Source organism: Variovorax sp. UMC13, from assembly GCF_014170375.1.
GTDB lineage: Bacteria > Pseudomonadota > Gammaproteobacteria > Burkholderiales > Burkholderiaceae_C > Variovorax.
In genome coordinates, this window is sequence record NZ_LZZW01000010.1 from 122,542 (window position 1) to 145,887 (window position 23,346).

The window sequence follows — 23,346 nt, forward strand, 5'->3', positions numbered from 1 at the left end:
CGTTGACCTTTCGAGAGCAGCTGCTCCCACCGGTCCCGAAACCATTCGATCAAGCGAGCCCAAAGGCCCCGGAAGAAGACGGTCATGGCATTCCTTTCAGGCATGAAAAAACCCGCCGAAGCGGGTTGGGTGGTGATAGGTCAGTCGCGTCATCCAACGACCTCGACAGTCGCTGCAGAAACCACCCACTTGAGCCCAGAGGCAACGGCACCGGTCACCGCAAATGCAACGGACTTGTTCGTGTTGTCGGCCGAAACCGCTAGCGACCATGACGAAGCCCCGCTGTCGGCGTGGTCCTTGGTTGCGCTCGGAGTGCCGACAATCGAGACGGTGCCGCCCACGTTTTTCACCAACCCCTGAACGACCCAACGCGCCGCATCGCCGCTCGAGGAATTGCGTGCGACGACTACTGCACTGAACGCGACTGCACTGTCCGTTGGCACAACAACCTGATTCGACGAAGCTGCGACGCCTGCGTCCGCAGTTGCTGCCGCAGGCGTCGCATCCGATGTAGCGGTGCGCAGTAGGAAGCGTTGAGCCTGTGCATCCCCGGTTGCCGAGAACCTGCCAGCAGAGTGCGCCGATGCGCCCAGAACACCGCGCGTTGTTGCATAGAAGCCCGTGGCCAAGCTGTATGCGCCGCTCGCCACAGTGTTGGCGCCGAACGCTGTTCCGGATACACCGGATGCGAGAACGCCCTGCCCTAGAGCAAGACCATCCGAGGCAGATGCTTTGCTGCCCCGACCGCCAGCTGTCGAACACGTGGAATCGGCTTCGCAGCTCTGCCCAAATGCCGTGGATCCTTGACCTGATGCAACGCATGACGATCCCCACGTCATGGCATACAGGCCGCTCGCGGTATTTCCGGAACCTCCTGGGACGGCAGAAAAATCCCCGCTCGCAAGGTTGCCGACACCGGCCCCAACAAACGCTGAAGACCCACCTGTTGCGTTTCCGTCTCCTGCCACGACCGCCGACCTGCTAGCTTGGGTCGAGTTGCCCTCACCGGCCCCCACGAAACTGTGCGATGCAGCAGCCTTGTTGTTGAACCCTCCGACGATGACGGACCGCGCGCCGCTCGCGACCTGGTCAGCGCTCGCGCGGACCGCCTGTAGATCGACGGCGTTCGCTCCCCGCTTGTTCCCGCCAGCGGCGGTGGCATCGGGGATCGCTGCCAAGAGCGCTCCAGCGCCTTTTCTCACAACAGCGAAATCGACGTCCGTAGTGCCAGAACCAGCCGTTAGCGAGGACACGTTCACCGAGCTGTTCGGCGAGGCAGTCGACGCAGCCTCCACGAAATTGGTGAGCGCCCCTCCGCCTCCAGTTGCAGACACGATCGGGTTGGCGGGGTCAGTGGCGTCAACAGAAACACCCGATCCAGCAACGATCGTTTCCACAATGCCTGAGCCGCCGCTGCCGCCAATGGCGTTGAGCGTTGTTCCCGAGATCGCAAGGTTCGTCCCAAGAGCGAGGTGCTTGTAACCGCTCGCACTGTCATCCCAGAAGAGAAGGCGGTCTGCGCCGGGATCGGTTAGCGCGGCAATGTCACTGATCGGCGGGGGCACTCCTGTTAAATCGCTCCATGCAGGCGCGCCACCACCGCCGCCACCCGCTATGCCGTATGCCTGCCTGCAGTCCACGAAGGCAGTGATCGTCGTTGCTCCCGTGGCGATCTGGTGCAGCTGAAGATAATCGGAGGTATTCAGCCAGTTTGTTGTCGTCGTAGCCGCCGATACCGCGCCGGTCGTCCGGTCGGCGACGACGTAATTCGTGGCGCTGGCAATGAGCTCCACTGTCCCATCGGGCACCGCCACGCCATTGAACTGTCCGCCGTAGTAACCCAGGGTCAGCCCCGAGGTGGCGGCCGGCCGTTTGCCGAAGAGAGATGCAGGCCCCACGGAGTCGAAGTTCTCATTGACCAGAGTAGCCGCGCCTGTTCCGGCAATGACTTGTTGAAGGCTCATGCTAGTACCCAAGTTGTGAGGTTTGAAGATTTAAGGGTCTGATATCGCTGCCCTTGCGTGCGCGCGCTGATGAACCACTGGCCACTGAATCTGCCAAGCATCTGAATGCTCGAGACCATCGGCGTAAGCACAACCGACAGGCTCGTCCAGCTAAGACCACCGTCGGCCGACGTGTAGCACCACCAAGCACTACCATTCGCACCGATTCCGTTTGTGCTTATCCACTTTCCGAGGCTACTGTCATAGCGAGCATTGGCCGCGGAGAATCTATACCGCTGAGTTGTCGTGACCGTGCCAATCGTCATCGTTCGAGTCTCATCAGGAAGTTCGCAATCCGTAGGCCCGGACCAAACTTCTCCAGAGGTGGTTGTGTATCGGACCATCGATGCAATGCCGTAGTCCGTGTCAGATCGGAGAAACAGATAACCCATACCATCTTGAATCGAATATCCGGATGAGACGCCATCGAAGTGCAACGCCCCATTTCCCTGCACTTGCGCGAATAGATTGAACGTCAACAGATCCGTCCAGAAGGCTCGCAGAACCCCGTTCTTTGCTGTCGACGTCAGCAGAAGAGGGGAGCCAGGCGTCTCATAGATTGCGAATGGGTTGTAGCCAAAATTTGTCAGGTGGTCGTACACACCGGCCGGCAGTGTGACAACGAAAGTCCAGGTCTGAGCGTCCGTCGATCGGACAAGGCCGAGGCCGCCACCTTGGAAGGCAACGACACGGTAAAAGTACCCCGCCGCGTAGCCGATGTTCAGAGTTCCTTCGACGCCGAGTATCGAAGGTGCCACCGGAAGCGGGTTCCCAACGTACACCGAATCAGTACGCAAGATGTTGTCGACGAGTTCATAGCGACCGGTGCCAACGTCGACGACAGAGCCATTGGTCTTCTCGATGCCAGCGGAGTCGCCCGGCAACGACCTCACATTCGTTGTGTCCTGCCGCCAGTTGCTGCCATCGTAGTTGTATAACCGCCATCCGTTCACTGGCTCGACCTGGTAGGCGCTCAACTGTAGTTTGCTGCTCACGACACCAAGCCAGCGAGGGGGCTGGATGTAGCCTCCGCTCGCCTCTCCAGGAAGGGAGGGCCATGGACCGGCGGACGCATCCGGAGGCGGCGCCAGGCTTACCGCAAGGACGGAACCCCGACCTCTTCCGACTACGGAGCTCATCTGGTAAACGATCATGGTCGCAGCACCCGACCCGTCCTGCGCCTGCTGCGAGGCCGAGTACGTGAGACTTCGAGATGTCGCGCGCAACGTGCGCCTCGCCACGCCTTCGACGACAACATCAACCTCGTACTCTTCTGAAGCTTCGCCCAAAGGCACCAGTCCGAGCATCCAGTTCTCGGACAGACGCGTGCGTCGATCCCATGTCAGCTGAAGATCGCCGCTCTGCTGACGCTCTGCCCGCAAGTTGAGTGTCGAGAGGGGTCGTAGTCCCTCTGCTGTGTTCACGTAGGGTTGCGAAGGGGCGGATGACATCGGCCGCCCCTGGCTGATCGCGCGGTACTGGCGAACTTTGCCAATGTCGACCTCCTCCATCATTGGGCGCAGCATCCCAGCCAGCGTCAGCAGCACGAAGCCATCCCCGACCGCGTGGTTGCCACGGGCGTGCTCAGTGCCACGCATTCCGCGGCGCAACCCTGACAGCACATAGCGGCCAGCCCCGAGAAACTCGGCGCGCTGGAACTGCACGATCTCCCAACGACCAGGCGCGCCAATCGCGCATGCATTCACGTTGCTCGACAGCATCAGATCTCGCGTGGTGCTATTCAGTTCGCTAGCTCCTACGCTCACCGTCAACCAATTGGTCTCATCAACGACGTTCCGAGCCCATCCCCCAAGTGCCGATTCAGTTGAGCCAATGACGGCGGCGTTTCGCACCGTGCCAACAAGCTCGAGCTCAGAATCGCTCGGCCCGTCGTACAAAGCGGCCCCACGCCAATCCTGCGCGCCGAACCCAGCCAGCGCGTCATAGAGCCCGGCGTCGTTGTCGCTATCGCGCAAGATCGGGATGTCAAGAAGTTGCTGCCGCGTTGGGGGCGGCAACGGTGCGACCTCTTGGCCCGTGTATCCAGTGCCACCGACCGCAGTCTGCGCGTAGAGCTCGGCGTCTGCCGGCACCGCCTCAACCTCCAACAATGCGCCAGTATCGGTTGACTGCACCCATCGCCAGTCCGATAGCGTGCCTCGGGGATATTCGACGGTCGTCACATCTCCTGCACTGAGGTACGCATACCTCCGTGACAGTTTCATAGTGCGGCGGTTTCGGTCGTTGTGAGCGTCGTAAAGGATCCGATGCGCCGCTGTCGCCGCCTGATCAGAGGACAACGAGATGGCCAGTTCGACGTTCTGATCTGCTGATGCTCCCGTGACCTGACGGCGCGCTTCTTCGGTCGACGTCTGGTAGTCGAAGTCCCGATTGATGTAGCTCGCCATCACGCTCCGGGGAAGCTCCGTGATGTTGGCGCGCGTCAACGGCATCGGGTCGCTGACTTCAGAGACATCCTCTGCGCAACCTAGCTCGTCATACCCGATCACGGTCACCGCAGTTTTATCCGCTCGGTTGAAAAACTTTATCTTTCCATCCTCGTCCGTCGCATCTATGGCGAAGGTCGACATGAGCGGCTGGATGCCAGCGCGAGCACTAGACGGATTGCTGATGGTGTAGCCATGGACCATTTCACCGATGGTCGACACATCGAACTGAGAAACCTCAAGGCCTGCGCGCGCGCATTCCTCGGCGATGACCTTCGCCACTGGCACATCCACTGGCGTGATCGCCTTGAATCGAACCAAGTTGTAACCCACCGGTTCGGCGCTGTAGGTCGGACCAATGATGGCGGTCGTCGTCGAGCACCAGAAGCTGTTCGAGACCGTGTTAAATGCTGAGACGGGTCGTGCTCCAGGATCCGTAGACAGCAGATCCCAAGTCCCTTCATCCACATGCACCCGATATATCCACGAAGTTGAAACGCCGGCGCTGATCGCGTAGACGAAAACGCCGGTTTGGTCGACATGCATAGCGGACCAACGGATGCTGAAATCGATCTCGGGCCCAGGGATGTCCGGCATGGCCGCATCGATCTCTCCATCGCGGTTTCGACGCACCAGGATCGGCCGGTCTCCGTCGGTCACCACTGCGTAGACGACTCCGCCAAACATGGCGACTACAGCGCCGTGCCCATCGCCAGGCACCGCCTCGCATGGGAGCCCCATCCCCATACCAGTTGGCGAAGGAACTACGACCACCGGCGCATTGAACGTAGAGAGTGGGTTGTAACTACAGACGACAAAGCGACCTAGGGAATCATCGAATGCGGCGCGACCATAGAGAACGCCGGCGCCGAGTGGGCCGCCCTTATACAGAGACATCAGCGTCCTGTGCTGGAGATCTGCGACAAACAGATCGCCGTTCGGGTAAGCAGCAATCACACTCGCATCGGTTCCAGCGACAGGATACGGCGTGTACCCACCAGATTGGATTGCCATCTGCCCGATCTGCTGCAACGAGCCCGGCACCCCGTAACTCCATTGAAGAGTCGTCGGCTGGCCAAACCCGTTATCGATCGTGCTCCATTCCCAGATGTGATCTGATTTGATCAGCGCGCCGCTGGTTTGGTTAGAAACTAGGGGGCTTGCGACGAATTGCGTGACTGCATCGGCGATGACAGCATCCACACTGCACTCATAGGAGAACTGTGGGACCCGGCCTCCGGGGCACTCGATGTGATTCAAGACCAACGTCACAACACCTCGGTAGGCTAGCGCGTTCCCCAATCCGTGGCGCGCCTCCTCAGTCGGGTCGGGCAACTGGTCCTCATCGCCTTGATACACGATCATCGACGCTGCCGGGTTCTCTGCACTGGCCAAGGCCGACCCCACAGACACTCCCGTGCTGGCATCGTAGACAAGCTTCCCGTCTTGCCATATTTTCCGGATCGCCACCGTAGAACCAGCGCGTGCCTCGCACAGAAGGGTTCGCATGTTCACGTAATAGCGGTACGTCGTGGACTCCACGCCGCCCCCTCCTTTCCCCTGGCTCTCCGTCGTCGAGACCTCCATCTTGTCGGTCGACTCGATGACATTCCCCCCGAGACGCACCGTCCCCCAAACCCTCGGGATACCGGATCCTTCCGTGCTGACAGTGACCTTCTGGTCTTCGATGCGAGGGCCCTCGACCTTTTGGGCAGGCGTGAGGGCGCCGCCTACAAGCGAGCCCACGACGAATCCCAGCTGCGGGTAGCCGAAGTACGCGCCGACAACGAATCCAACCGCGCCCAGCGCCTGCTGCATGCTCATGCGATCACTCCTGGAAAGCGGAAGGTGCCGATCAACGATGCCCCGTGGCTGCGCATCCAGTCATCGGTAAAACGATGCTCGACCACCTGCGGGGGCTTCTTGCCATCGATCCGCTGCGAGAACGCGTGGATGAGCGACAGGCCGCCGTACAGGTAGTCGCCGAAGATGCCGACGTGCCGATTCGATCCGAAGGCCATCACCGCGATGTCGCCTGGCTGCGCGGCGCCGAATGTGATCGGCAGCAGGTGTTCGCGGCACTGCTCGAGCATCGACTCGTCAGCCGCCTGGCGCGCATAGTCGCGCGTGTCGAAGTCGGTGATGCTCAAGGCGTGGGCAACCAGCAGAACGAGACCGAGGCAGTCCATCCCGTCTCGACTGCGGCCCTGATGCCTCCAGCGGCAACCCAGGTGCGTGCGCGCCTCCGCGACGATTTCGGGGCCGGTCACAGGTTCGTCCCTTCGGTGCCACCCAGTCCGAGCACCTTGTCAGCGCCTGGGATGTTCGGGAAGCCGCGGTAGTTCAGGACGTTGACCCACTTCGCCTTGCAGTCTTCATTGAACCGCTTGCGGCAGCCCGGCACGGCCTCGTAGGTCATGCCTACCTCGGGGTTCTGCGACAGAGGCAGGACGAGAGAGAACACGCCTGCAGCAAAGCTGTCGATCTCCATCTCCTCGCCGGCCATCGGGCCGCTGGTGATGCGGAACAGGCCAGCACCGAAGTAGTCGGAAGGCTCGGCGCGAGAGGTATCGGTGATCGTCCGGCGGTTCGTGACGCCCGTGGCAGCCCCGGCCACCGTAATGGGCGTGAGATTCACCTTGCACCGGTCATCGCCGAACTGCGCCGTGCAGTTCTTCGTGACGACCTTGCCGTTGGTCTGCTGCAGGGCCTGGGCGATACCGCGCATCTCGGCAGTGAACGCGCTGCGGCCGACCTTGAGATCCCCCAGCGTGCCGCTGCCGATGACCATGTGGCCCATGGAGAGGTCGCGGTAGTTGACCTCAAAGATGGTGTAGCGGCATCCGTCCCAGAGTCCGGACAGGAACTCGGCCTCGGTCGCCAGGTCCTCGGACAGCGTGCCAGTGGCCTCGGAGTTCGTGACGGCGGCGCCGACCTGCTGGGAGATGGCCGTCGGGTTGATGCCGTCCTTCGTGCGATACAACTCACCGAGGTACAGCAGATCGCGCGCGCAAGTAGTGACGGTGATGACGTGGCCATCGGTGCGCTCGAAGCGCCACTGTCGTGAGATCGTGGTCGAGCCCTGCGCGTAGTGGGCACGCAGCTCTGGGGAACATGCCTTCATGTCAGGCCTCTCGGATTTCGTCGATGAACGTCGATGGGATGACGACTTGTCGCCGCGCGGCCGGCCCTGGGATCACCAGATCCCAGTCGAGGTTGTCGTCCCGGAAGTGGACCGGCACGTAGAAACCACCGGACCAAGTCAGCGCCTCGTCGGGTTGCGGGTACTTGTGGCCTTGGCCTGTAGCGGTGATGGCCTTCCCAGACGTGTCGACTGCCAGCGTGTAGACGGTGCCGGCCACGGCTGCGACCTGGTGGCTCTTTCCGTTGAGTAGCGCGGCGTCCTCGCCGCCGATCCCTTGCAGCCAAAGCCGGCCACCGGCGATGACGCCAATCGGGCTGTCGAGCGTCACTTGCGTGGTCGCACCGACTGCCAGCGCGTTGATGGTGCGTGTAGCGTCAGGTACGAAGTCGACGTACACAGGCGCTGCAGTAAGCGAAGCGTTTCCCGCCGCGGCGCCGATCGGTACCGGTGAACCTCCGCGCAACATCGCGGGATTTCCTATGGGTCGCGTGAGCGCCCGCCCCCGGCGAAGACCGGACCCGCGTGCGGTGTACATCTTGCGCAGTCCGTACCGCGGACCGCCGCTGCCGAAGCCTGGCACACCAAACTCCACACCCTGTTGGTAGCCCTGCAGGGCCCCATCCTCAGCGGCGACTGCGGCATCGATGGGATCCAAGAACAGCATGCCGAACGCGCCGGCGTCGGTGACCTCGTAGAGTCCGAAGATCTGATCCGCGACCGACAAGCTCATCGGGCCCGTTCCGATCTGCCATGCGCGCATGGTGGCGTCGCGAATGGTGTTCACCGTGGCAAAACCACCCTGATTCCGGACACGCTGATTCTGGCGCGAGTGCACACCAGACATGCCGGCCATCAGGACGCTCTGCGGGACGATGATCGAGGGAAGGACAACGATTCCGGTCATGCGTTCCTCTGCGAGCGATTGAGCACGCGCGCGAGCTTTAGGGTGGCCTGGTCGATGGTCCGGTTGTCGGTGCCGGCCGCGAAGTGGTTGTGCACCTCGACCTTGGAGTTGTCCGTCGTGTTGCCCGCCGCGGCGTTCAGGTTTCCACCCATCACTGAGCCCACATAGCCGCCGTCGGCGTAACCGCGGCGGTTCAGGCGCTCGAGGAAGGAGACGCCTAGACGGCGCGTGTTCTCGGCGTTCACCACGTATTCGCCGGCGTGCACGATGCCGGCCGGTTGGTACTTGGCACCGTCGCCGGTGTAGCCACCGTCAGCCCAGCCCATGGACGCGATCAGCGAGCCCAGGGCGTCGCCGCCGGACGCGCCGACACCGTTCGCCAGCCCCAGCGCGCTGGAGATGCTGGAACCACCCATCGCAACGGCAGCAGACGCGGCGGCTGCGGCAAGCGCGCTGATGGACGCCGTGGCGGCCGTCGCGCTCGTGGCCAGAGCAGCTTGGGAAGTGGCCGCCGCAGTGGCTCCGGCCGCGCCCGCAGCATCCTTGCCGCCGCCCAGCAAGCTGCCCAGCCAGTTCTCGCCCGTGCCCTTGGTGCCAGTGAGCCCGCCGATCAGCTTGCCGACGATGGATCCTTCGTCCTTGAGAGAGCCCTGCAGCCATTCGGCGATGGGCTTCGTGATCTGCTGCTCGAGCACCCCGGCCAGGATCTGCTTGCCCATGCGCTCGCCGAACGACTTGAAGGAGTCGAGATTTCCGTCGTACAGCGAATCCGCCAGCGATGCATTGAAGCCCTGCAGGCCGTCCGTCACGAGCCGGTTGCCGCGCTCGAACGAGTTGTTGACCTCGTCGATGTAGTTCTGCAGGCCCTCCTGGGCGCCGCGGATGCCGTCCTCTTGGACAGCGCGCTTCTGCTCCCAGTACTTGGCGTCGAGGGCGATGGAGCGCTCGAAGGCGGACTTCTCGATGGCCAGGAACTTCTCGTATTCCTCGCTCGTGATCTGGTTGGCCCGCCGCTGGGTGTCGAGCTGCTCCTTGCGGCTCTGGAACTGGTCCTCGCGCTGGCTCCGGCGCGCGTCGACCTCGCGGTTCTGACTGCCACGCCCCAGGCCGGCGATCTCACGGTCGTTGGCCCGCGCAATGGTGTCGGTGTAGGACTTCGCGGCAACAGCCGCCTCCTCGTACTTGATGCGGATCTTGTCGAGGGCGTCTTGCTCCTTGATCGCAAGCACCTGCAGGTTCGCCGAGGCGTTCTCGCGCACCTTGGCCAGCTTGGACTGCGCGTCGAGGATCTTGCGATCGTTGTCGATCTTGTCCTTGCCGCTGAGCTTCTCCTGCTCGAGCCGGGCGATCTCCTTCACCAGCGAATCGGCCTGCGCGGCATCGTTCTGCACGAGGAAGGCGCGCTTCTGCTGCCAGTAGGCAGCCTCGGACACCAGGTTGGCCGACCGACGCGCCTCGAGGAGCTTCTCGCCGTTGGAGATCGTATTGGCCAGCGCGTCCTGGGCCTTGCGGATGTCCTCCAGGTCGTAGGCGAGCTGGGCCTTGGCGATCTGAGAGGCGCTCTTGTCCGTCTTCGACTTGTCGGTGTTCAGGCCGGAGACGTCGATGCGCGGCAGGCCGGGGCTGAATCCACGCTCCTCCTCGCGCTTCCGAGCGGCGTCGGCCTGGCGCTGCGCGGCGCGCTTGTCGAGCGCCTCGGCAAAGTTCGGACGATTGAGCAGCCGCTCGCCGTCTTCACGCGCTGCGTCGATGATCCCGCTGATGGCGGCGAACTCTCCGCGCGCGGCCGACGCAGCGATGGCCGCCGTCGCCCCGATGGACTTGCCGACGTACTGGAAGGCGAAGACCACCTTGTCCGCCATGTCCAACAGGTTGGCCAGGAAGCGGACACCCTCCTCCGCGAAGGAAGCGATGGCTCCATTGCCCTTCAGGTCCTTCGCGGCATCGCCCAGGCCCAGCGTCGACGTGATGCCGTCCTTCAGGGCGCCGGTGAAGTCGGTGACGGCAGGAATCGACTCGGCGACGATGACCTGGGCGAGCTGCGAGATCTCGGACTTGAGGCGGGCCTGAGCCTTGGTGTAGTCGTCGGCCGCCTTGATCTGCTCGTCGGTCAGCCGGAGCTGGCGCTCGCCGCCATCGGCCAGGTCGTTCAGAAAAGGAATCAGCTCCGCGCCCGACTTGCCGAAGATGGCCACGGCGGCCGCGGTCTTCTCGCTGCCATTGGCGAACTCCGACATCGACTTCGCCACGGCGTCCAGCTGCTGCGCCGGCGCGAGCTTCTTGAACTCGTCGAAGTTGAGGCCCAGGGCCTTGATGCCCTTGGCGACCAGCTTGGATTCGTCGTCGGTCTTTGCGAGAGCGGACGTGAGGCGAACCGACGCGCTGGCCACCGTGTCGAGCGAAGTGCCCGACAGATCAGCAGCGGTCTGCAGCGAGGCGATGTTCGCCGCGGTCTCGCCCGTCTTGTCGGCCAGGTCCTGGTACTTGGCGATGCTGTCCGCGACCTTGTTGAAGAGCACCGCGCCGCCCACGCCCGCCGCAGTCAGCGCCGCGCCGAGCTGCAGGGCCGCCTTAGCCGTGGAGATGAAGCCGGAGCGCAGCTTATCGCCGATCTGCGTGCCCAGTTCGTAGGCCTTGGCCATCTGCTCAGCAGACGCGGCGACCTTCTCCTGTGCCTTACTCGTCTCCACCAGCGCGGGGCCGTAGACCTTGGTGGTCTTGGCGCCCTCGGTGGTCGCCTTGTTGGCTTTCTCGACCTTGTTGACGAATTGGTCGATCGAGCGCCCGGCTTCGGTCGTAGCCTTGCCGGTCTCGTTGATGCCGGTGCCGCCTCGCTTGCCGGCGGCGCCGAGGTCGTCGATTGCCTTCTCGGCCTTCTCACCGACGACGACGAGCTTCTCGAGCTCGGTCTGTGCTGCCTTGGCCTGGCTGCTGTCGATGCGAATGCCGAGCGATGCGAAATCAGTCATGGGCCGGCCTTCTTCTTGTGCATGAATGCGAGCGCCGAGCCCTCCATCTGGAGAAGGGACTCGAACACCTCGTCGCGATCGGCTTCGGGCACCTTGAGCCGAAGCCACATTTCGGGCAGGACGTTGAGGTCCAGGCCGTAAAAGCCGCCCATGCCGGCGCGCCACTGAGAACGCATGGCGGAGAACACCGTCAAGGCCTGCCAGTTGTCTGGCCAGACCTCGAAGCGCTCGTCGCCGAAGTCCTCAGGCTCAAACCCGAGGGCTGCGCGGCCTGCCCAATCCGGTGGATCGAACAGCCGCCACGCAGCCTCTAGGAGTTTTTTTCGCGGTGCTTCGTCAGTTCCTCGACGTAGACCGCATAGGCGTTCCAGGCGACGCCTTGGTAGTTCTGCAGCAGGAGCTCGACGTTGGCCTTCGTGAAGTCCTCGGTGATGCTCCAGCCGTCGACCATCTCCAGGAACAGGTCGAGGTCCTTGCGGCCGGCCAGCTTCTCGCGCCAGGCGATCAGCTCGTCCTTGCTGCGGTGCTTGAAGGTCAGCTTGACGACCTCTGCGGTGCCCCCGGCGACGGGGATCTCGACGTCGGCGACGAACGTGGGGTTGGGTACGAGCTTGAACATGGGCTCAGTACTTCGTCGAACGCGGGTTGACCAGCGCGAGCTGCGCGGTGACCTGCATGTTGGTGTTGATGTTGAAGTTCGGCTCGCCGTCGAAGCCGACCACCACCGACCAGTAGAAGAGCTTGCCGTTGGGCAGCGCGGCCCGCAGGATCTGCGTGTCGCCCGACAGGTCGTGACCCAGCAGGGTGTTGTACCAGGCCAGCGCGTTGTCGTAGTCCAGCAGCACGGTCATCGAGCGCGCGTTCTTGAAGGTCGGCTTCTGGCGCTGCAGGCCGTCTTCCAGGTAGACCCATTGGAAGTACTGCTGTTCGCCGCCGCTGGTCTGCACGTCGGTGACCTGCGAGAACGGCACGAACGAGGTGGCCTTGCGGAAAGTCGAGCCGACGCCGCCGCCAGCCGGGAAGCGCGTGGTGTTCGTGGTGTCGAAGCCTTCGAGGTCGAATGCGCCCGTGGCGATGTTCGCGGCACGGATCGGCCGGTCGTTCAGCTCGGTCCACCCCGAGCCGGCCAGCAGCAGGTCGCCGTTGGCGTAGCCGTGCGCGGCCGAGGAGGCGACGCCCGGGTTGGCGTTGGTGATCGCCGAAGCGACCTTGGCCGCCTCGAAGCCGGAGCTGATCGAGAGGATCGTTTTATTGGGGAAGTAGCTTGCCATGATGTGGCCCTTTCTTTGGACGAAAAAAAGGCCGCTCAATGGCGGCCGAGGTTGCAGGGAGCCCGAAAGGGCGGGAGAGAAATCAGGTCGGGTAGGTGTCCGAGCGGTACTGGAAGTCCACGGGCACCGTGTAGCGGTCGGCGTCGACGAGCGGCGGCCGCGTGCGCAGCGGCGACATCTGCTGCACAGCGAAGGTGCCGCTGGTCAGCCGGAGGTTCATGGGGAAGAGCGCGTCGAGCTCGGCGGCGATGTTCTCCGCGGCGCCGGGCCCGCCGGTGGGCGCGCAGCTGATGCTGACCTGGTAGACGCCGACGCGGTTGCGGTTGTCGCCAGCCAGATCTCGGCTGGTGGCCTCGCCGCGCAGCAGGTAGGCGCGCAGGTACGGGGCGCCGGCGGCAGGCGGTGTGAACGGGACGTTCTCCCAGGCCACGGGCAGCGGCGGCACGCGCGCGGCGGCCCAGGCGCTCAGGCGGCCGTCGAACAGCGTTCGGATCAGTTTTTCAGACATATATGATGCTCACGTACGGCTACCTTTAGCGGGGGAAAAGGTTGCTCATCACGACCCTGCCGTACACCACTTCAGTGATGACCAACTCTTTGATGGAGAGTGCAATGGAAGAAATCTGGAAGCCCGTTCTCGGCTTCGAAACTCACTACGAGGTCAGCAACCTTGGCGCTGTGCGGTCAGTCGGCCGGTCACTGCGCATCCGAGGCGGCGGAATCGCTTTCAGACGCGGCCGGGTACTGAGGCCTTTTCGAATGGGCGATTACCTTGGCGTGTCCTTGTCGGCTGACAACCAGGTCACTCGTGCATACGTGCACCGTCTTGTCGCGGAGGCTTTTTGCGATCCGCGCGACGGGTGCCTTGAGGTCAGTCACGAGAACCACGATCGACAAGACAACCGCGCGGCCAACCTTGAATGGTCGACCCATCAAGAGAACGAAGATCACAAACACCGATCGGGCCGTCGTGTTCGGGGTTCTGATATCGGCACCTCCAAGCTGACGGCAGAAGACATCTTGGAGGTTCAACTGATGCTGATCGGCGGCGCCCCTCAGTCGGCGCTCGCAGTCATGTTCGATGTGGGGCAGTCCACGATCTCGAAGATCAAGCGTGGAGAGATCTGGGGGCACCTCACTGTGGCAGCTCAGCAAGCGCCTTCGCCACCAGTCCTTGGAACTCAACTACTGAAACCCTGACCATTCCGGCGGGGGCTTGCTTGGAGTAGCCGTCGTACTCCAGCCGGTTGATGTAGGGCAAGTTGTTGACGATGAAGATGCTAGGGCCCAGCTGAAACGAGGCGAGCGCGCCCGCCGCACTTGACTGCAATGAGCTGCTCGGCGGGCTTCCATAACTGGCCTTGTCGTCGCGCGCAACCTCGCCGCTGGCCGCTTGCCCGACCGTCAACTGCCAATTGCCTCTCGCTCTGCCAGAGTCAACGGGCGTCCGCATGACGACCCTACCGAAGATGTCCAAGGCCACCTTCTGAACCACCAGGCTGGCGTTGTCGCCCGCCTTCTTGGCGAACTCGGCGAGCTGGAGCGAGAACGTGCCCATGGCTACCGGCGCAGCTGGAGGGTGTAGAGCACGGCCTGGCCGGACGGTGCCAGCACCTTGGCGTTCACGACGCTGTACGTCGCGCCGCGCCAGACGATCTTGTCGCCCGGCAGCGGATCGCCCAGGCCGATCACGGACAGGTAGGCCTCCTCGTCGCCGGCCAGCACCCGGGTGCCGTCGATCCACTTGTCCTCGATGGGGAAGGAGGCCATCGTGCAGGGGAAGTCCGTGGAGACGTCCGTCGTGGTGCCGGTGGCCGAGTCGTAGACGCCCGGCACGGTGCGCGTCAGGACGCTGGTCGCACCGAACTCGGCCAGGATCTCGTCGGCGGTAGCCGCGATCTCGTCGTAGAACTCGCTCATGCGCGCACCACCGCGATCATCGAAGTCCCGCCGCTCAGGTAGCCGGCCAGCAGGTTCTCGACGGCGGTGTAGCGCGTCTGCGCCCCGCTGCCGGCGACGTATTCGGTCTCGATCGGGCCGACCTTCACGCGCGACTTCAGCCGTCCCACGTCGATCGTCAGAGGACCGGTAGCCGCGCGCAAGGCCAGCTCAGCGCAGGCATTCGCCACTGCGGCCGGCACGACGCTGCTGTCCACCAGGTAGCCGTTGACCGCCACGTCGTAGCGCGGCCAGTCGAGCGTCTGCTCCGCCGACACACGGTAGCCCTTCCAGCGCTGGCCGTAGGTGCCGCCGAGGTAGTCGGTCGCGCGGATCAGCGCGGCTTCCTTGGCCGTGTTGTCGAGCAGGGCCCAGGCCGCATTGCCGCGCGCCAGGTGGTACGCATCGGCAGCAGCAACCGAGCACAGCGACGTTGCGCCGGCAGCAGGAGGAATGATCAGTGCCATCAGGTGTTCTCCTCCACCATCCCCAGCCCCACCCTTGCCAGAGGATCGAAGGGAGGGGATTTGGGGATGGGGGTCATGGGTTGGCTTTCTTTTCAAGAGAGAAGCGCCATCCTTCAATCGCAGCCAAGATGAGGTACTCTGGCACAGCAATTTCGCCTTCGCGCTGGCTCCAGTTCCTCGGAAGACGCATGTCATTTGCTGCCGCAAAGTTGCACTCAGCAAGTATTCGGCGGACCAAGTCTTCAGCGTCAACACTGCCTGTGGGCAGATCGTCTGGTTGTTTGAATTCAATCATTTGCTTGGCTGTCAGTACGTCGCCACGTCGCCGGAGACCGTGCCGTTGATCGTGCAGTTCTTGGTCCGGATTTGTGCGGTTTCGGTGGTCACAAGTGCTATGACGCCGTCGAACCGACAATCCTCGGCCCAAACTTTTGCGGTGTTCCCCGCGAGAACGGCAGCGCCGCTCGCCGTGCCAGGAGCAGTCGACCGACTGCCTCCGAGCTCACAACCGAGAAGCCATGCCTGCGTGGTGTTGATGTGGGCTCCGATAGGGCCGACGCTGCCCCAACCTTTGCACCCGATGCTGATCAACCGCGTGTTCTCGTGGCCCGTCGTGATGTTGTCGTTGTTGACGCCATCTGTATCACCGCTGTCGAAGCTGACAACGTCGATTTCCAAGGCGTTGCAGTCGTACCCATTTCCGCCGAGGTGGTAGTTGGAGATATCTAGGAGACATCCCTTTCGCTCGCCGAGGTGCTGAATAACAAGCGGGATGCCTGTTGCCGCGATTGCATTGCCCTGCGCATAGCGGATGTTGCAGCGCTCCAGGATCACCGACCCAGCGGCTCCGATACCAGCGCTGATGGACCCGACCGCATCACCAACGCCACCCTCAAAGGTCACGCCTTCGATGTACCAACGCTTATTGACCGAGAAGACGCAGTTGTTCACGCCTGCCAGCAGCAGCAGAGAAGCGTCAGGCATGCGTCCATCGTGCGTGTGCACGTACTGGTCGCTGCCAATCGTGAACCACGTGGCCGGCGTCGATTCCATTTCTGCCTGCGTTGCAGGCTTGCGGTAGAAGATAGCTTCATAGCCCTTCACGCCGGTCGGGCTCGTAAGTTCGACCTGCGATGTTTCATCGCGCACTTGCACCACGGCACTGCGGGTCGTCTTCCAGACGCCGGGAGTCGTGTGCGCCACCCAAGTCTGAGCTTCGTAGCGGGTCGAAGAAACGATGTCGCCCCCGACAGCCACGATCACCAGATTCTTGTCGCAGAGCGTGCCGTTCCAGTGCAGGTTGCGGTTGTAGATGTTATTCACGCCGCCCAGCGAGCCGTCGATGACGATGCGGACACCCGCGTCAGGCAGGGCAGCGGCTGCGGTAATGCCTTTCTTAATCGACCGGTAGGGCTTCTCTGGTGTTCCCTCTCCAGTCGCATCACTGCCAGGAATGCCCGTCGTTCCCATCGGACCCACGTACAGCGTTGCCGTCGTCGCTGGCATGAAGTCGGTCTTCACGTAGCTCGTGGTGTAGACAAGCCCGTTTTTGTAGATGATGACCGGAGGCGTCCAGTCGTAGCCGATCGGTGCTGCCAGCTGTACAGGCCCGGTGACTGAGACATAGGCCCCGCCGACTTTCGCCGACACGCCAGCCACCGCCGAGTACACCCCCGCCTTCTTGGCGAAGATGCCCACCGGGTCGGTGTAGACGCCGCCCTTCTTGACCTTGATCGAGGGCATAGCTCAGGCCGTCTGGATGTAGATCGTGCCGTCGGGGCGGCCGTCGGCGTCGACAGGGGCGGCGCTGGAGACGACGACCGAGGCAGCGTTCACGGGCAACTGGCTCGGTTGCGACCAGTCCACGGCCCCGGCCGTGCAGCGGAGGTGCAGGGTGCGCACCGCGCCGTAGGGGCCAAACGTGGACGTGGCACCCGACACGGTCGAGTCGATCGTCTCGTTCACGTGAAACACGCGAGCCGAGGAGCCGGCCGGGGCTACGACGGTGAGCGCATCTCCCACGGAGAGGCGAAGGCGGACTTCAGCTTCATTGGCGCGAAGAGTGGGCATTGTGATCTTTCAGTGGGAGTGCAGGTCTTGCAAAGCGCCAACCCGTGACGCTTCCGAAGGCCAGCTCAGGTCGTGACGAGCTTCCAGCCGTTGTGCTGGTGTTGGACCAGCGCATCGGGGTGGATGTCCAGGGTGTCGCCGTCCTTGGTGACGCGCACCAGGTCGGCCTTGGGCGTGGCGCCCAGCTTGGGCAGGCGGCCTTTGTCTTCTTCCAGCGCGTCCGCTGCGGCATCCACGAAGGCAGCCTTCTCGTCGGCGCTCAGGGCGTCGAACTCGGTCGGGGCCAGGCCGCTCAGTTCGACGGCGCGCGTGTGCAGCGCGATGGCGCGGTGCTCGAGCTGCAGGCGGGCTGATTCCTCGGCAGTGATGACGGGGTTGCCGAGCTTGGTCGACACGGCCAGCGCGCGGGCTTCGGCCTCGTCCTTCTTGGCCTGTGCGGCCGGGGTGGTGGTCTTGGTCATGATGATCTTTCGGGAAGGGGGTGAACGACCCAGGCCCGTAGGCCCGGGCAGCGAACGGGCCTGATCAGCCCATCAGGATGGCGACGTGCTCGCCCTGCACGACCTTGAAGCCGTAGGCGAGGTGCAGCTCCCAGCTGGTCTGGCCGTACTGCTCGATCTGCAGCAGCAGGTAGGTCATGCCCATGGCATCGCTGATCAGCGTCTTCGTGATCGTGGCGTTGTCCGGGAAGATCGGCGGACGCATGATGCCGACGACAGCCTGGCGCTCGAACGCGAGGTTCGGCGTGTAGCTGTTGCCCACGGTCAGTGCGTTGGCGGTCGGGATGACCTGACGCGCACCCGGGCGGCCCAGCGTGATCGTGCCCGGCGCGGCGATGCCGACGTTGTTCACGTACTTGTTCGCCGCGTCAGCCGCGAAGGTGACCACGTCGCCAGCCAGCACGGTGCCGGTGCCGGTCACCAGCGCGACGTTCTGCACGCCCTGCGCGGTCGAGCCGCTGGTCACGTAGTTGGCGCCGGTGCCCTTCACGTGCTGGGTGATGCCTGCCGACTCGCGGATCTGGAAGCCGAATTGGCGCAGCAGGTCACCCGAACGGCGCTCGGCATCGCTGCCGGCCTGGTAGGCCTGCTGGATGATGCCCAGCTTGCGAGCGGCGACGCCCGCGGTCGAGTCGATGCACAGCTGCAGGTCGGCCATGGGCGCGCCGTTGTCGAACAGCACCTTGCGCACGTCGGGGATGACGTTGATGTCGGAGACGAACGGGTTGGTGCCGGCGACGCCGACGGCGCGCGAGGCACCCACCTTGATGGCCTGGCAGGCTGCGACCTCGGCCAGGTTGCGCAGCGAACGCATGCCCTGGGCGATGAGCTGGCGCACCCATTCGTTGTCGTTGCCGCCGTTCTGCAGGCTGCGCAGCTGCTCGCCGGTCAGGAACCAGCTGACCTTCTTCGAGGCGGTGATCTGCACCGGCACGTTCACGGCCGTCGCGTCGTCGCCCTGCGGCGCAGTCGCGCCCGGCACGAAGTCGGTCGGCGCGCGCACCGGCGCAACGGGCACGGCCACGGTGTCACCCACCGCCACGCCCTTGTCGTCGAAGTTCGCGTTGATGGCGCCGATCACGCCGAAGGGCTCGTTCGACACCTCCTGCGCAGCGCTGTACAGGACAGGCTGCAGGGCGGTGAAGATGTTGGCGCCGAGCACCATGCCGCTCTTGGCCATGTGGGCGAAGAGGATCGCGTGGATCTTCTCGCCGCACGCGGCCGTCAGATGCTTGGCATGCACGGGAACTGCAGCAACGGCCGAAGCGACCGACGCGAGGGCCATCGCAGCCAGGGCGACGATGGGGAGGAAGAGCTTTTTCATGGTTGGGCTTTCAGAAATGACAAAGCCCGCGCATGGCGGGCCCTGGGGGTTGCGGAAGGGGAACTGCTTACTCGACGACCGAGTAGCCATCCTTCATGCGCGCCGCCCGATCCTTGGGCGACAGCGCATCGAAGGCTGCCTGCTTGATCACCTTGCTGCCGCCGCCAGGGCCGCCAGATGCACCACCTCCCGTGGTGCCCGACGCCTCGAACGCGCGGCCAAAAACTTCGGACTGGCGCATCTCGCCGACCAAATCCGCGATCGAAAGAAACTCGCCCTTGCCGTTGACACGGGGGTTGCCCGCCGCGTCCACGACTTGGACCTTGAAGTCGCCACCGTCCTCGATGACCTTCACCGACGCGCGCACGTGCGGCAGGAGGAGCATGGGAACGCCCTTCGCTGCAGCAATGGCCGCGGTTGCGTCGGCGTCGATCAGCCGGCGTTCCAGGCTCTTGGTGAGCACGTTGATGCGCTCGTCCTTCTTGCCCAGCTCGGCCTTGTGCTGATCGGCCATCTGCTGCTTCAGCTTGTCCCACTCGCCGCTCTTGCCGAGCTTGTCCTGCTCGGCCTGCGCGGCGGCTTCGACCAGCGCTTGGATCTCCTCGGGCGTCTTGCCCAGGGCGGCCCATGCGGCGACCTGCTTGCTGGCATTCTTGGCTGCTTCACGCTCCTTGGTGAGGGCGCTCTTCAGCCCGACCGGGTCTTCGTAGCCGTCCACGTCGAGCACGAACTTCCCGTTCGACTCCTTGTAGAGGCCACGCTGGGCTTCAGGGATCGCGTCGATCGCGTCGACCGTCATGGGAATGGCGGTCAGCAGCAGTCCGGCGCGGGCCATGTAGCCCACCAGGTGGTTGTGGGCGATGCGGAACATGCCTCGGGTCGAGGACTTGGTGGCGAACTTCATGGGAGATCCTTCCTCTCGAAGGGTTGATGCGCCCGTCTCGGGCATGAAAAAGCCGCTGGGCATCACGCGCAGCGGCTCGGAAAAAGAAAACCCGCCGCGGTTGCCCGGGGCGGGTTGTGGGAGGCCGTGTGGCCGAGTCAGGAAATGCGTCTTACCGAAATCTGGTCTATCAGGCCATCGGCCACGTGGCGATACTCACCGATGTAGCCGTCGATCGTTCCGGCTTCGAGTTGCCTTGCAAACCCGTGGAACTCTGGATCGCTCATCCCCAGTTCTCGCGCCTGAAGAGCGACGGACTGGCCAATCTTCAACCCCTTGACCTTGTCTTGAAACCTGTTCACAGCACGACCACCCTTTCGCCTTTGAGCAGGCAGGCCGCGCAGAGGATCTGCTTGGTCCCGCCGGAGGCCTTGCCCCCGGAGAACAGCATACCGGTCTTCGTCTCGATCATCTCCCTGCCGCCGCAGCGCGGGCACTGGATCAGGCTCGCGGGCCGGGGCATCGCCTTGACGCGCTGGCGCACCTTCTCGGCGGGAGAGGGTTCAGCGGGTGGGACGAGCTTGAGGCGGGGCACGCCGGGATTCTATGCAGTCTGGCCCTCCAGCCGACCGTAGCAGTGAAAGAGCGTGGGCTTGCGGCAGCCGCCGAAGATCGCGTGGATCGACCGAAAGCGAAGCTGGAAGCTGGCCACCTCTGTGCCGTCATGGTTCAACTGCAGCGGCTCGTGACAGCACTCGACGATGCCAGCGTCCACGTCGATCGACAGCACCTTGTTGAGTCGCTCGACGCGATCAACGTCATAGACCAGCGTTGACCGCTCGACGTTCCCATTGCCGTATTTCATAGCCCTGCCCTCTTGAATGCCGCCGCATCACGCGCGCGCAGCACATCCAGGTCGATCCACTCGCCGCGCGACGTGTAGAAGCTGTCGAAGGGCAGCTGGCCCTCCCGCATCAGCTTCCCGCGCGTCGGGCCAACGACCTCATCCTGCCGGGCCGCCGACTGCTTCTGCAGCCAGTCGCCGTAGCTCATCTCCGCGGCCACCTGGCCGTCCATGCTCGCGCGCTCGGCTGGCGCCAGTTCGTCGATGTCGATGCCGAGCTCGCGGAAGCTCTTGGTCTTCGGCGCGCTGCTCGAGCGGCACCGCCAGTGCAGCCGGCCCGGGCCCTGCAGCCAGGGAATCGAGTGGCCGACCGGCTTGTGGTCGACCGTGTACTGCTTGCCGTCGCGGATCCGGCACATCTCCGAGGTGCGCAGGTCCAGCGTTGACACCCACGACAGCGAGGCGATCAGCTGCTCGTTGGCGTTGTAGAACTCGTCGCGGGCCATCGCCGCCGTGTGGCTCACCGCCGTGCGGACGACAGCCTCTACCTCGACGCGGCCGCGGTTCACGATGCCGTCGCTGTAGCCCTTCGCCCGGGTGCCGCGCACTGCCTGCACGATCTGGCTGTTCGTCTTGCCCTGCAGGAAACCGTCGCGCACGGTGTTCCTGATCTGCGCCATGCGCGTGGGCTCGATGGCCGCGGCCCAGGACTGCAGCAGGCGGCCCTGGAAAGGCCGGCTCAGCGCCGCGGCATAGGCCTGCTGCACGCTGATCGCGCGGACGGGCACATGCGCCTGCACGCCGGTCGGGATCGTCGCCGTGAACAGGTCACGCTGGTAGACCGCCTCGTACTCGGCCAGGCGCCGCATCTCGTCCGGGATGGCTCGCCCGATCGCGTTGTAGGCCTCCAGGTTCAGCGCGCGGACGGAGCCAAGCAGCACTTCTAGGCGATCCAGGGTGAAGGTCGACGGCTCGACCTGCTCGAGCGCCTGGCTCAGCGCCGCGGCCAGCTGCGCATCGGTGCGGTTGAGGATGGCGATGATGCGGCGCACAACGCCGGTGCTGTACTGCTGCAGGCTGACGGCGTGGTCGACCTCGGCGTCGAGCAGCTTCTCGTTGACGGTCTTGGCCATCAGGCGACCACCGGATCAGGTTCTCCAGGCTTCTTCTTCGGCAGGCCCGTCAGAGGGTCGATGTTCGGGTCGTCGGTCAGCGTGCCGAGCGCCGGTCCCTCCTCTTCCACCGCGGCCAGCTCGGTCTCGGGGTCGATGTCGGCCGCCAGCATGCCGCGGCGCTGCTGCTCGCGGATCGCCGTCTCCTTGGTGATCAGGCCGGACTGCTGCATGGACAGGACCAGCTGCGCGCTGGCATCGCTCAGGCTGCCGGCGCCGAAGTCCTTGAACAGGCTGGCGTGGCCACCCTGCGCGACCCTGACCCAGTCGGCCATGTACTGCAGCACCTGGTCGAGCCCGTCTTCGAACGACTCTGTGATGCGCTGCAGGTCGCTCTTGTTGCCCTCGGCGTCGTTGTTGGCCTGCGTGGCCGACTTCTGCTCGCCCGGCTTCACGACCAGCAGCTCAGCGCCGGTCTGCACCATCTGGTCCTCGAGCTTCTCGAGCGAGGTCTGGCCGGCATCGATGGCGGCGCCCGTGTGCTCGACGAACTTCATGTCGCCGTTCAGCGGGATCTTCACTGCGGTCGACGCGCCGACGGTCAGCGTCGAGTCGTCATCTGCGCCGATGATGGCCAGGATCGGCACGCGCGCCACGTGCAATATCGTGTCCTGGTCGCTCTGGCTCTGCCAGTGCTTGACGTTCAGGTGGGCCAGGTCGAGCAGTGGGCTGATGCCCTGCATGAAGGCCAGCTTCTTGCCGTAGAACGGGACGAAGGGGATCTCGGTCAGGGTGTTGGTGCCCCCTTCTTCGAGGGTCCATTCGTCTTCGGCCTTCACGGCCGGCATGTAGACTTTCCAGGTGCCGCGCTCGAGCACACGCACGCGGGGCTCATGCTTCACGCCGAACTCGCCGTCGGGCACTTCCTTCGTCTCGGCGATGCGCAGCTGGGTCAGGCGCGTGGCGCCGTCGGCCCGCTCCGACTTCCAGCCCAGGATCTGGCCGTGACGGATGAAGACCAAGTACGGCCGAACACCGAGCGCGCGCTCCTGCTGCAGCGTCTTCACGTCTTCCCCGACCTTCGGGTAGTCCACCAACACGCCGCAGATGCCGAAGCCCAGGGCCTCGGTCATGACGCCCGCGGCGAACGAGTGCAGGCTGTTGCCCTGCTGGTCGGCGTCGTCGCACCACTCCTTGATCTTCGCCGGCACGTCCTCGGCCAGCGTGAGCTGCTTGGAGAACGGCTTGCCGCTCATGACGCCGATGGTGCGGCCGAACGCCGGGAACAGCGTGGCGACGCTCAGGCGGATGTTGTAGCTGGCGGGCTCCTCGTTCGGCCACTTGGGCAGGTAGGTGGCGCCGGCGGCGCGCATCGCCACGGTGCCGCCCAGCAGCGCCTCCGCGACGGGCCAGTTCGCCGCCATCGCGACGACCTCGGAGGATTGATCTTGTACTTTGAGGGCCATGCG

25 protein-coding genes are annotated in these 23,346 nt (G+C 64.1%); 1 reads left to right on the plus strand and 24 read right to left on the minus strand.

Annotated features, from left to right (window positions below; translation table 11 throughout):
- Nucleotides 1-149 precede the first annotated feature (149 nt).
- The 10 genes from A9977_RS05540 to A9977_RS05585 all read right to left on the minus strand — a co-directional run bounded on the left by A9977_RS05540 (nucleotide 150) and on the right by A9977_RS05585 (nucleotide 13,247).
- Complete coding sequence (locus A9977_RS05540; protein ID WP_183023884.1) at nucleotides 150-1,964, minus strand: hypothetical protein; 1,815 nt, start codon at nucleotides 1,962-1,964, stop codon at nucleotides 150-152.
- Complete coding sequence (locus A9977_RS05545) at nucleotides 1,961-6,274, minus strand: phage tail protein (RefSeq protein ID WP_183023885.1); 4,314 nt, start codon at nucleotides 6,272-6,274, stop codon at nucleotides 1,961-1,963. The genes A9977_RS05540 and A9977_RS05545 overlap by 4 nt, the downstream gene beginning before the upstream one ends.
- Nucleotides 6,271-6,720 (minus strand): C40 family peptidase, encoded by a 450-nt coding sequence (locus tag A9977_RS05550; protein ID WP_183023886.1) that lies wholly within the window; start codon nucleotides 6,718-6,720, stop codon nucleotides 6,271-6,273. Before A9977_RS05550 ends, A9977_RS05545 begins: the two co-directional genes overlap by 4 nt.
- Nucleotides 6,717-7,574 (minus strand): DUF2163 domain-containing protein, encoded by an 858-nt coding sequence (locus tag A9977_RS05555; protein ID WP_183023887.1) that lies wholly within the window; start codon nucleotides 7,572-7,574, stop codon nucleotides 6,717-6,719. Before A9977_RS05555 ends, A9977_RS05550 begins: the two co-directional genes overlap by 4 nt.
- 1 nt (nucleotide 7,575) lies before the next feature.
- On the minus strand, nucleotides 7,576-8,499 hold the full coding sequence (locus tag A9977_RS05560; RefSeq protein ID WP_183023888.1) for a hypothetical protein: 924 nt from the start codon (nucleotides 8,497-8,499) through the stop codon (nucleotides 7,576-7,578).
- Nucleotides 8,496-11,468: a phage tail tape measure C-terminal domain-containing protein gene (locus tag A9977_RS05565; protein ID WP_183023889.1), complete on the minus strand. Its 2,973-nt coding sequence runs from the start codon at nucleotides 11,466-11,468 to the stop codon at nucleotides 8,496-8,498. Before A9977_RS05565 ends, A9977_RS05560 begins: the two co-directional genes overlap by 4 nt.
- Nucleotides 11,465-11,839: a DUF1799 domain-containing protein gene (locus tag A9977_RS05570; protein WP_220811560.1), complete on the minus strand. Its 375-nt coding sequence runs from the start codon at nucleotides 11,837-11,839 to the stop codon at nucleotides 11,465-11,467. Before A9977_RS05570 ends, A9977_RS05565 begins: the two co-directional genes overlap by 4 nt.
- Nucleotides 11,779-12,087 carry a phage tail assembly chaperone gene (locus A9977_RS05575; RefSeq protein WP_183023890.1) on the minus strand — a complete coding sequence of 103 codons (309 nt, stop codon included), beginning with the start codon at nucleotides 12,085-12,087 and terminating at the stop codon, nucleotides 11,779-11,781. The genes A9977_RS05570 and A9977_RS05575 overlap by 61 nt, the downstream gene beginning before the upstream one ends.
- 4 nt (nucleotides 12,088-12,091) lie before the next feature.
- Nucleotides 12,092-12,739 carry a phage tail protein gene (locus tag A9977_RS05580; RefSeq protein ID WP_183023891.1) on the minus strand — a complete coding sequence of 216 codons (648 nt, stop codon included), beginning with the start codon at nucleotides 12,737-12,739 and terminating at the stop codon, nucleotides 12,092-12,094.
- Between the two features lie 82 nt (nucleotides 12,740-12,821).
- Complete coding sequence (locus A9977_RS05585) at nucleotides 12,822-13,247, minus strand: phage tail terminator-like protein (RefSeq protein ID WP_183023892.1); 426 nt, start codon at nucleotides 13,245-13,247, stop codon at nucleotides 12,822-12,824.
- Nucleotides 13,248-13,324: 77 nt separating this feature from the next.
- Here A9977_RS05585 and A9977_RS05590 point away from each other — a divergent pair, with 77 nt between their 5' ends.
- Complete coding sequence (locus A9977_RS05590; RefSeq protein WP_183023893.1) at nucleotides 13,325-13,939, plus strand: NUMOD4 motif-containing HNH endonuclease; 615 nt, start codon at nucleotides 13,325-13,327, stop codon at nucleotides 13,937-13,939.
- Here the strand turns inward: A9977_RS05590 and A9977_RS05595 are convergent.
- The 14 genes from A9977_RS05595 to A9977_RS05660 form a co-directional block, all read right to left on the minus strand.
- Nucleotides 13,875-14,297, minus strand: coding sequence for an HK97 gp10 family phage protein (locus tag A9977_RS05595; RefSeq protein ID WP_183023894.1), 423 nt, complete (start codon nucleotides 14,295-14,297; stop codon nucleotides 13,875-13,877). The two genes, A9977_RS05590 and A9977_RS05595, sit on opposite strands and share 65 nt — an antisense overlap.
- Nucleotides 14,298-14,299: 2 nt before the next feature.
- Nucleotides 14,300-14,659, minus strand: coding sequence for a hypothetical protein (locus A9977_RS05600; protein ID WP_183023895.1), 360 nt, complete (start codon nucleotides 14,657-14,659; stop codon nucleotides 14,300-14,302).
- A complete protein-coding gene (locus A9977_RS05605) occupies nucleotides 14,656-15,144 on the minus strand; it encodes a DnaT-like ssDNA-binding protein (protein ID WP_183023896.1) in 489 nt (162 codons plus the stop codon). Before A9977_RS05605 ends, A9977_RS05600 begins: the two co-directional genes overlap by 4 nt.
- A 73-nt stretch (nucleotides 15,145-15,217) precedes the next feature.
- The gene (locus A9977_RS05610) at nucleotides 15,218-15,439 is read right to left on the minus strand and encodes a hypothetical protein (RefSeq protein ID WP_183023897.1); all 222 of its coding nucleotides are present in this window, start codon (nucleotides 15,437-15,439) and stop codon (nucleotides 15,218-15,220) included.
- 11 nt (nucleotides 15,440-15,450) lie between these two features.
- The gene (locus tag A9977_RS05615) at nucleotides 15,451-16,887 is read right to left on the minus strand and encodes a hypothetical protein (protein WP_183023898.1); all 1,437 of its coding nucleotides are present in this window, start codon (nucleotides 16,885-16,887) and stop codon (nucleotides 15,451-15,453) included.
- Between the two features lie 3 nt (nucleotides 16,888-16,890).
- On the minus strand, nucleotides 16,891-17,214 hold the full coding sequence (locus A9977_RS05620) for a hypothetical protein (protein ID WP_183023899.1): 324 nt from the start codon (nucleotides 17,212-17,214) through the stop codon (nucleotides 16,891-16,893).
- A gap of 65 nt (nucleotides 17,215-17,279) precedes the next feature.
- The gene (locus A9977_RS05625; protein WP_220811535.1) at nucleotides 17,280-17,675 is read right to left on the minus strand and encodes a hypothetical protein; all 396 of its coding nucleotides are present in this window, start codon (nucleotides 17,673-17,675) and stop codon (nucleotides 17,280-17,282) included.
- A gap of 64 nt (nucleotides 17,676-17,739) precedes the next feature.
- The gene (locus tag A9977_RS05630) at nucleotides 17,740-19,038 is read right to left on the minus strand and encodes a P22 coat - protein 5 family protein (RefSeq protein WP_183023900.1); all 1,299 of its coding nucleotides are present in this window, start codon (nucleotides 19,036-19,038) and stop codon (nucleotides 17,740-17,742) included.
- A 67-nt stretch (nucleotides 19,039-19,105) separates the two neighbouring features.
- Nucleotides 19,106-19,942, minus strand: coding sequence for a hypothetical protein (locus A9977_RS05635; protein ID WP_183023901.1), 837 nt, complete (start codon nucleotides 19,940-19,942; stop codon nucleotides 19,106-19,108).
- A 137-nt stretch (nucleotides 19,943-20,079) separates the two neighbouring features.
- On the minus strand, nucleotides 20,080-20,283 hold the full coding sequence (locus tag A9977_RS05640) for a hypothetical protein (protein WP_183023902.1): 204 nt from the start codon (nucleotides 20,281-20,283) through the stop codon (nucleotides 20,080-20,082).
- Complete coding sequence (locus A9977_RS05645; protein WP_183023903.1) at nucleotides 20,280-20,516, minus strand: hypothetical protein; 237 nt, start codon at nucleotides 20,514-20,516, stop codon at nucleotides 20,280-20,282. The genes A9977_RS05640 and A9977_RS05645 overlap by 4 nt, the downstream gene beginning before the upstream one ends.
- Nucleotides 20,517-20,525: 9 nt before the next feature.
- Nucleotides 20,526-20,786, minus strand: a complete 261-nt coding sequence (locus A9977_RS05650) for a hypothetical protein (protein WP_183023904.1) — start codon at nucleotides 20,784-20,786, stop codon at nucleotides 20,526-20,528.
- A complete protein-coding gene (locus A9977_RS05655) occupies nucleotides 20,783-21,898 on the minus strand; it encodes a phage minor head protein (protein WP_183023905.1) in 1,116 nt (371 codons plus the stop codon). The genes A9977_RS05650 and A9977_RS05655 overlap by 4 nt, the downstream gene beginning before the upstream one ends.
- Nucleotides 21,898-23,343: a DUF4055 domain-containing protein gene (locus tag A9977_RS05660; protein ID WP_259651825.1), complete on the minus strand. Its 1,446-nt coding sequence runs from the start codon at nucleotides 23,341-23,343 to the stop codon at nucleotides 21,898-21,900. Before A9977_RS05660 ends, A9977_RS05655 begins: the two co-directional genes overlap by 1 nt.
- Nucleotides 23,344-23,346 lie beyond the last annotated feature (3 nt).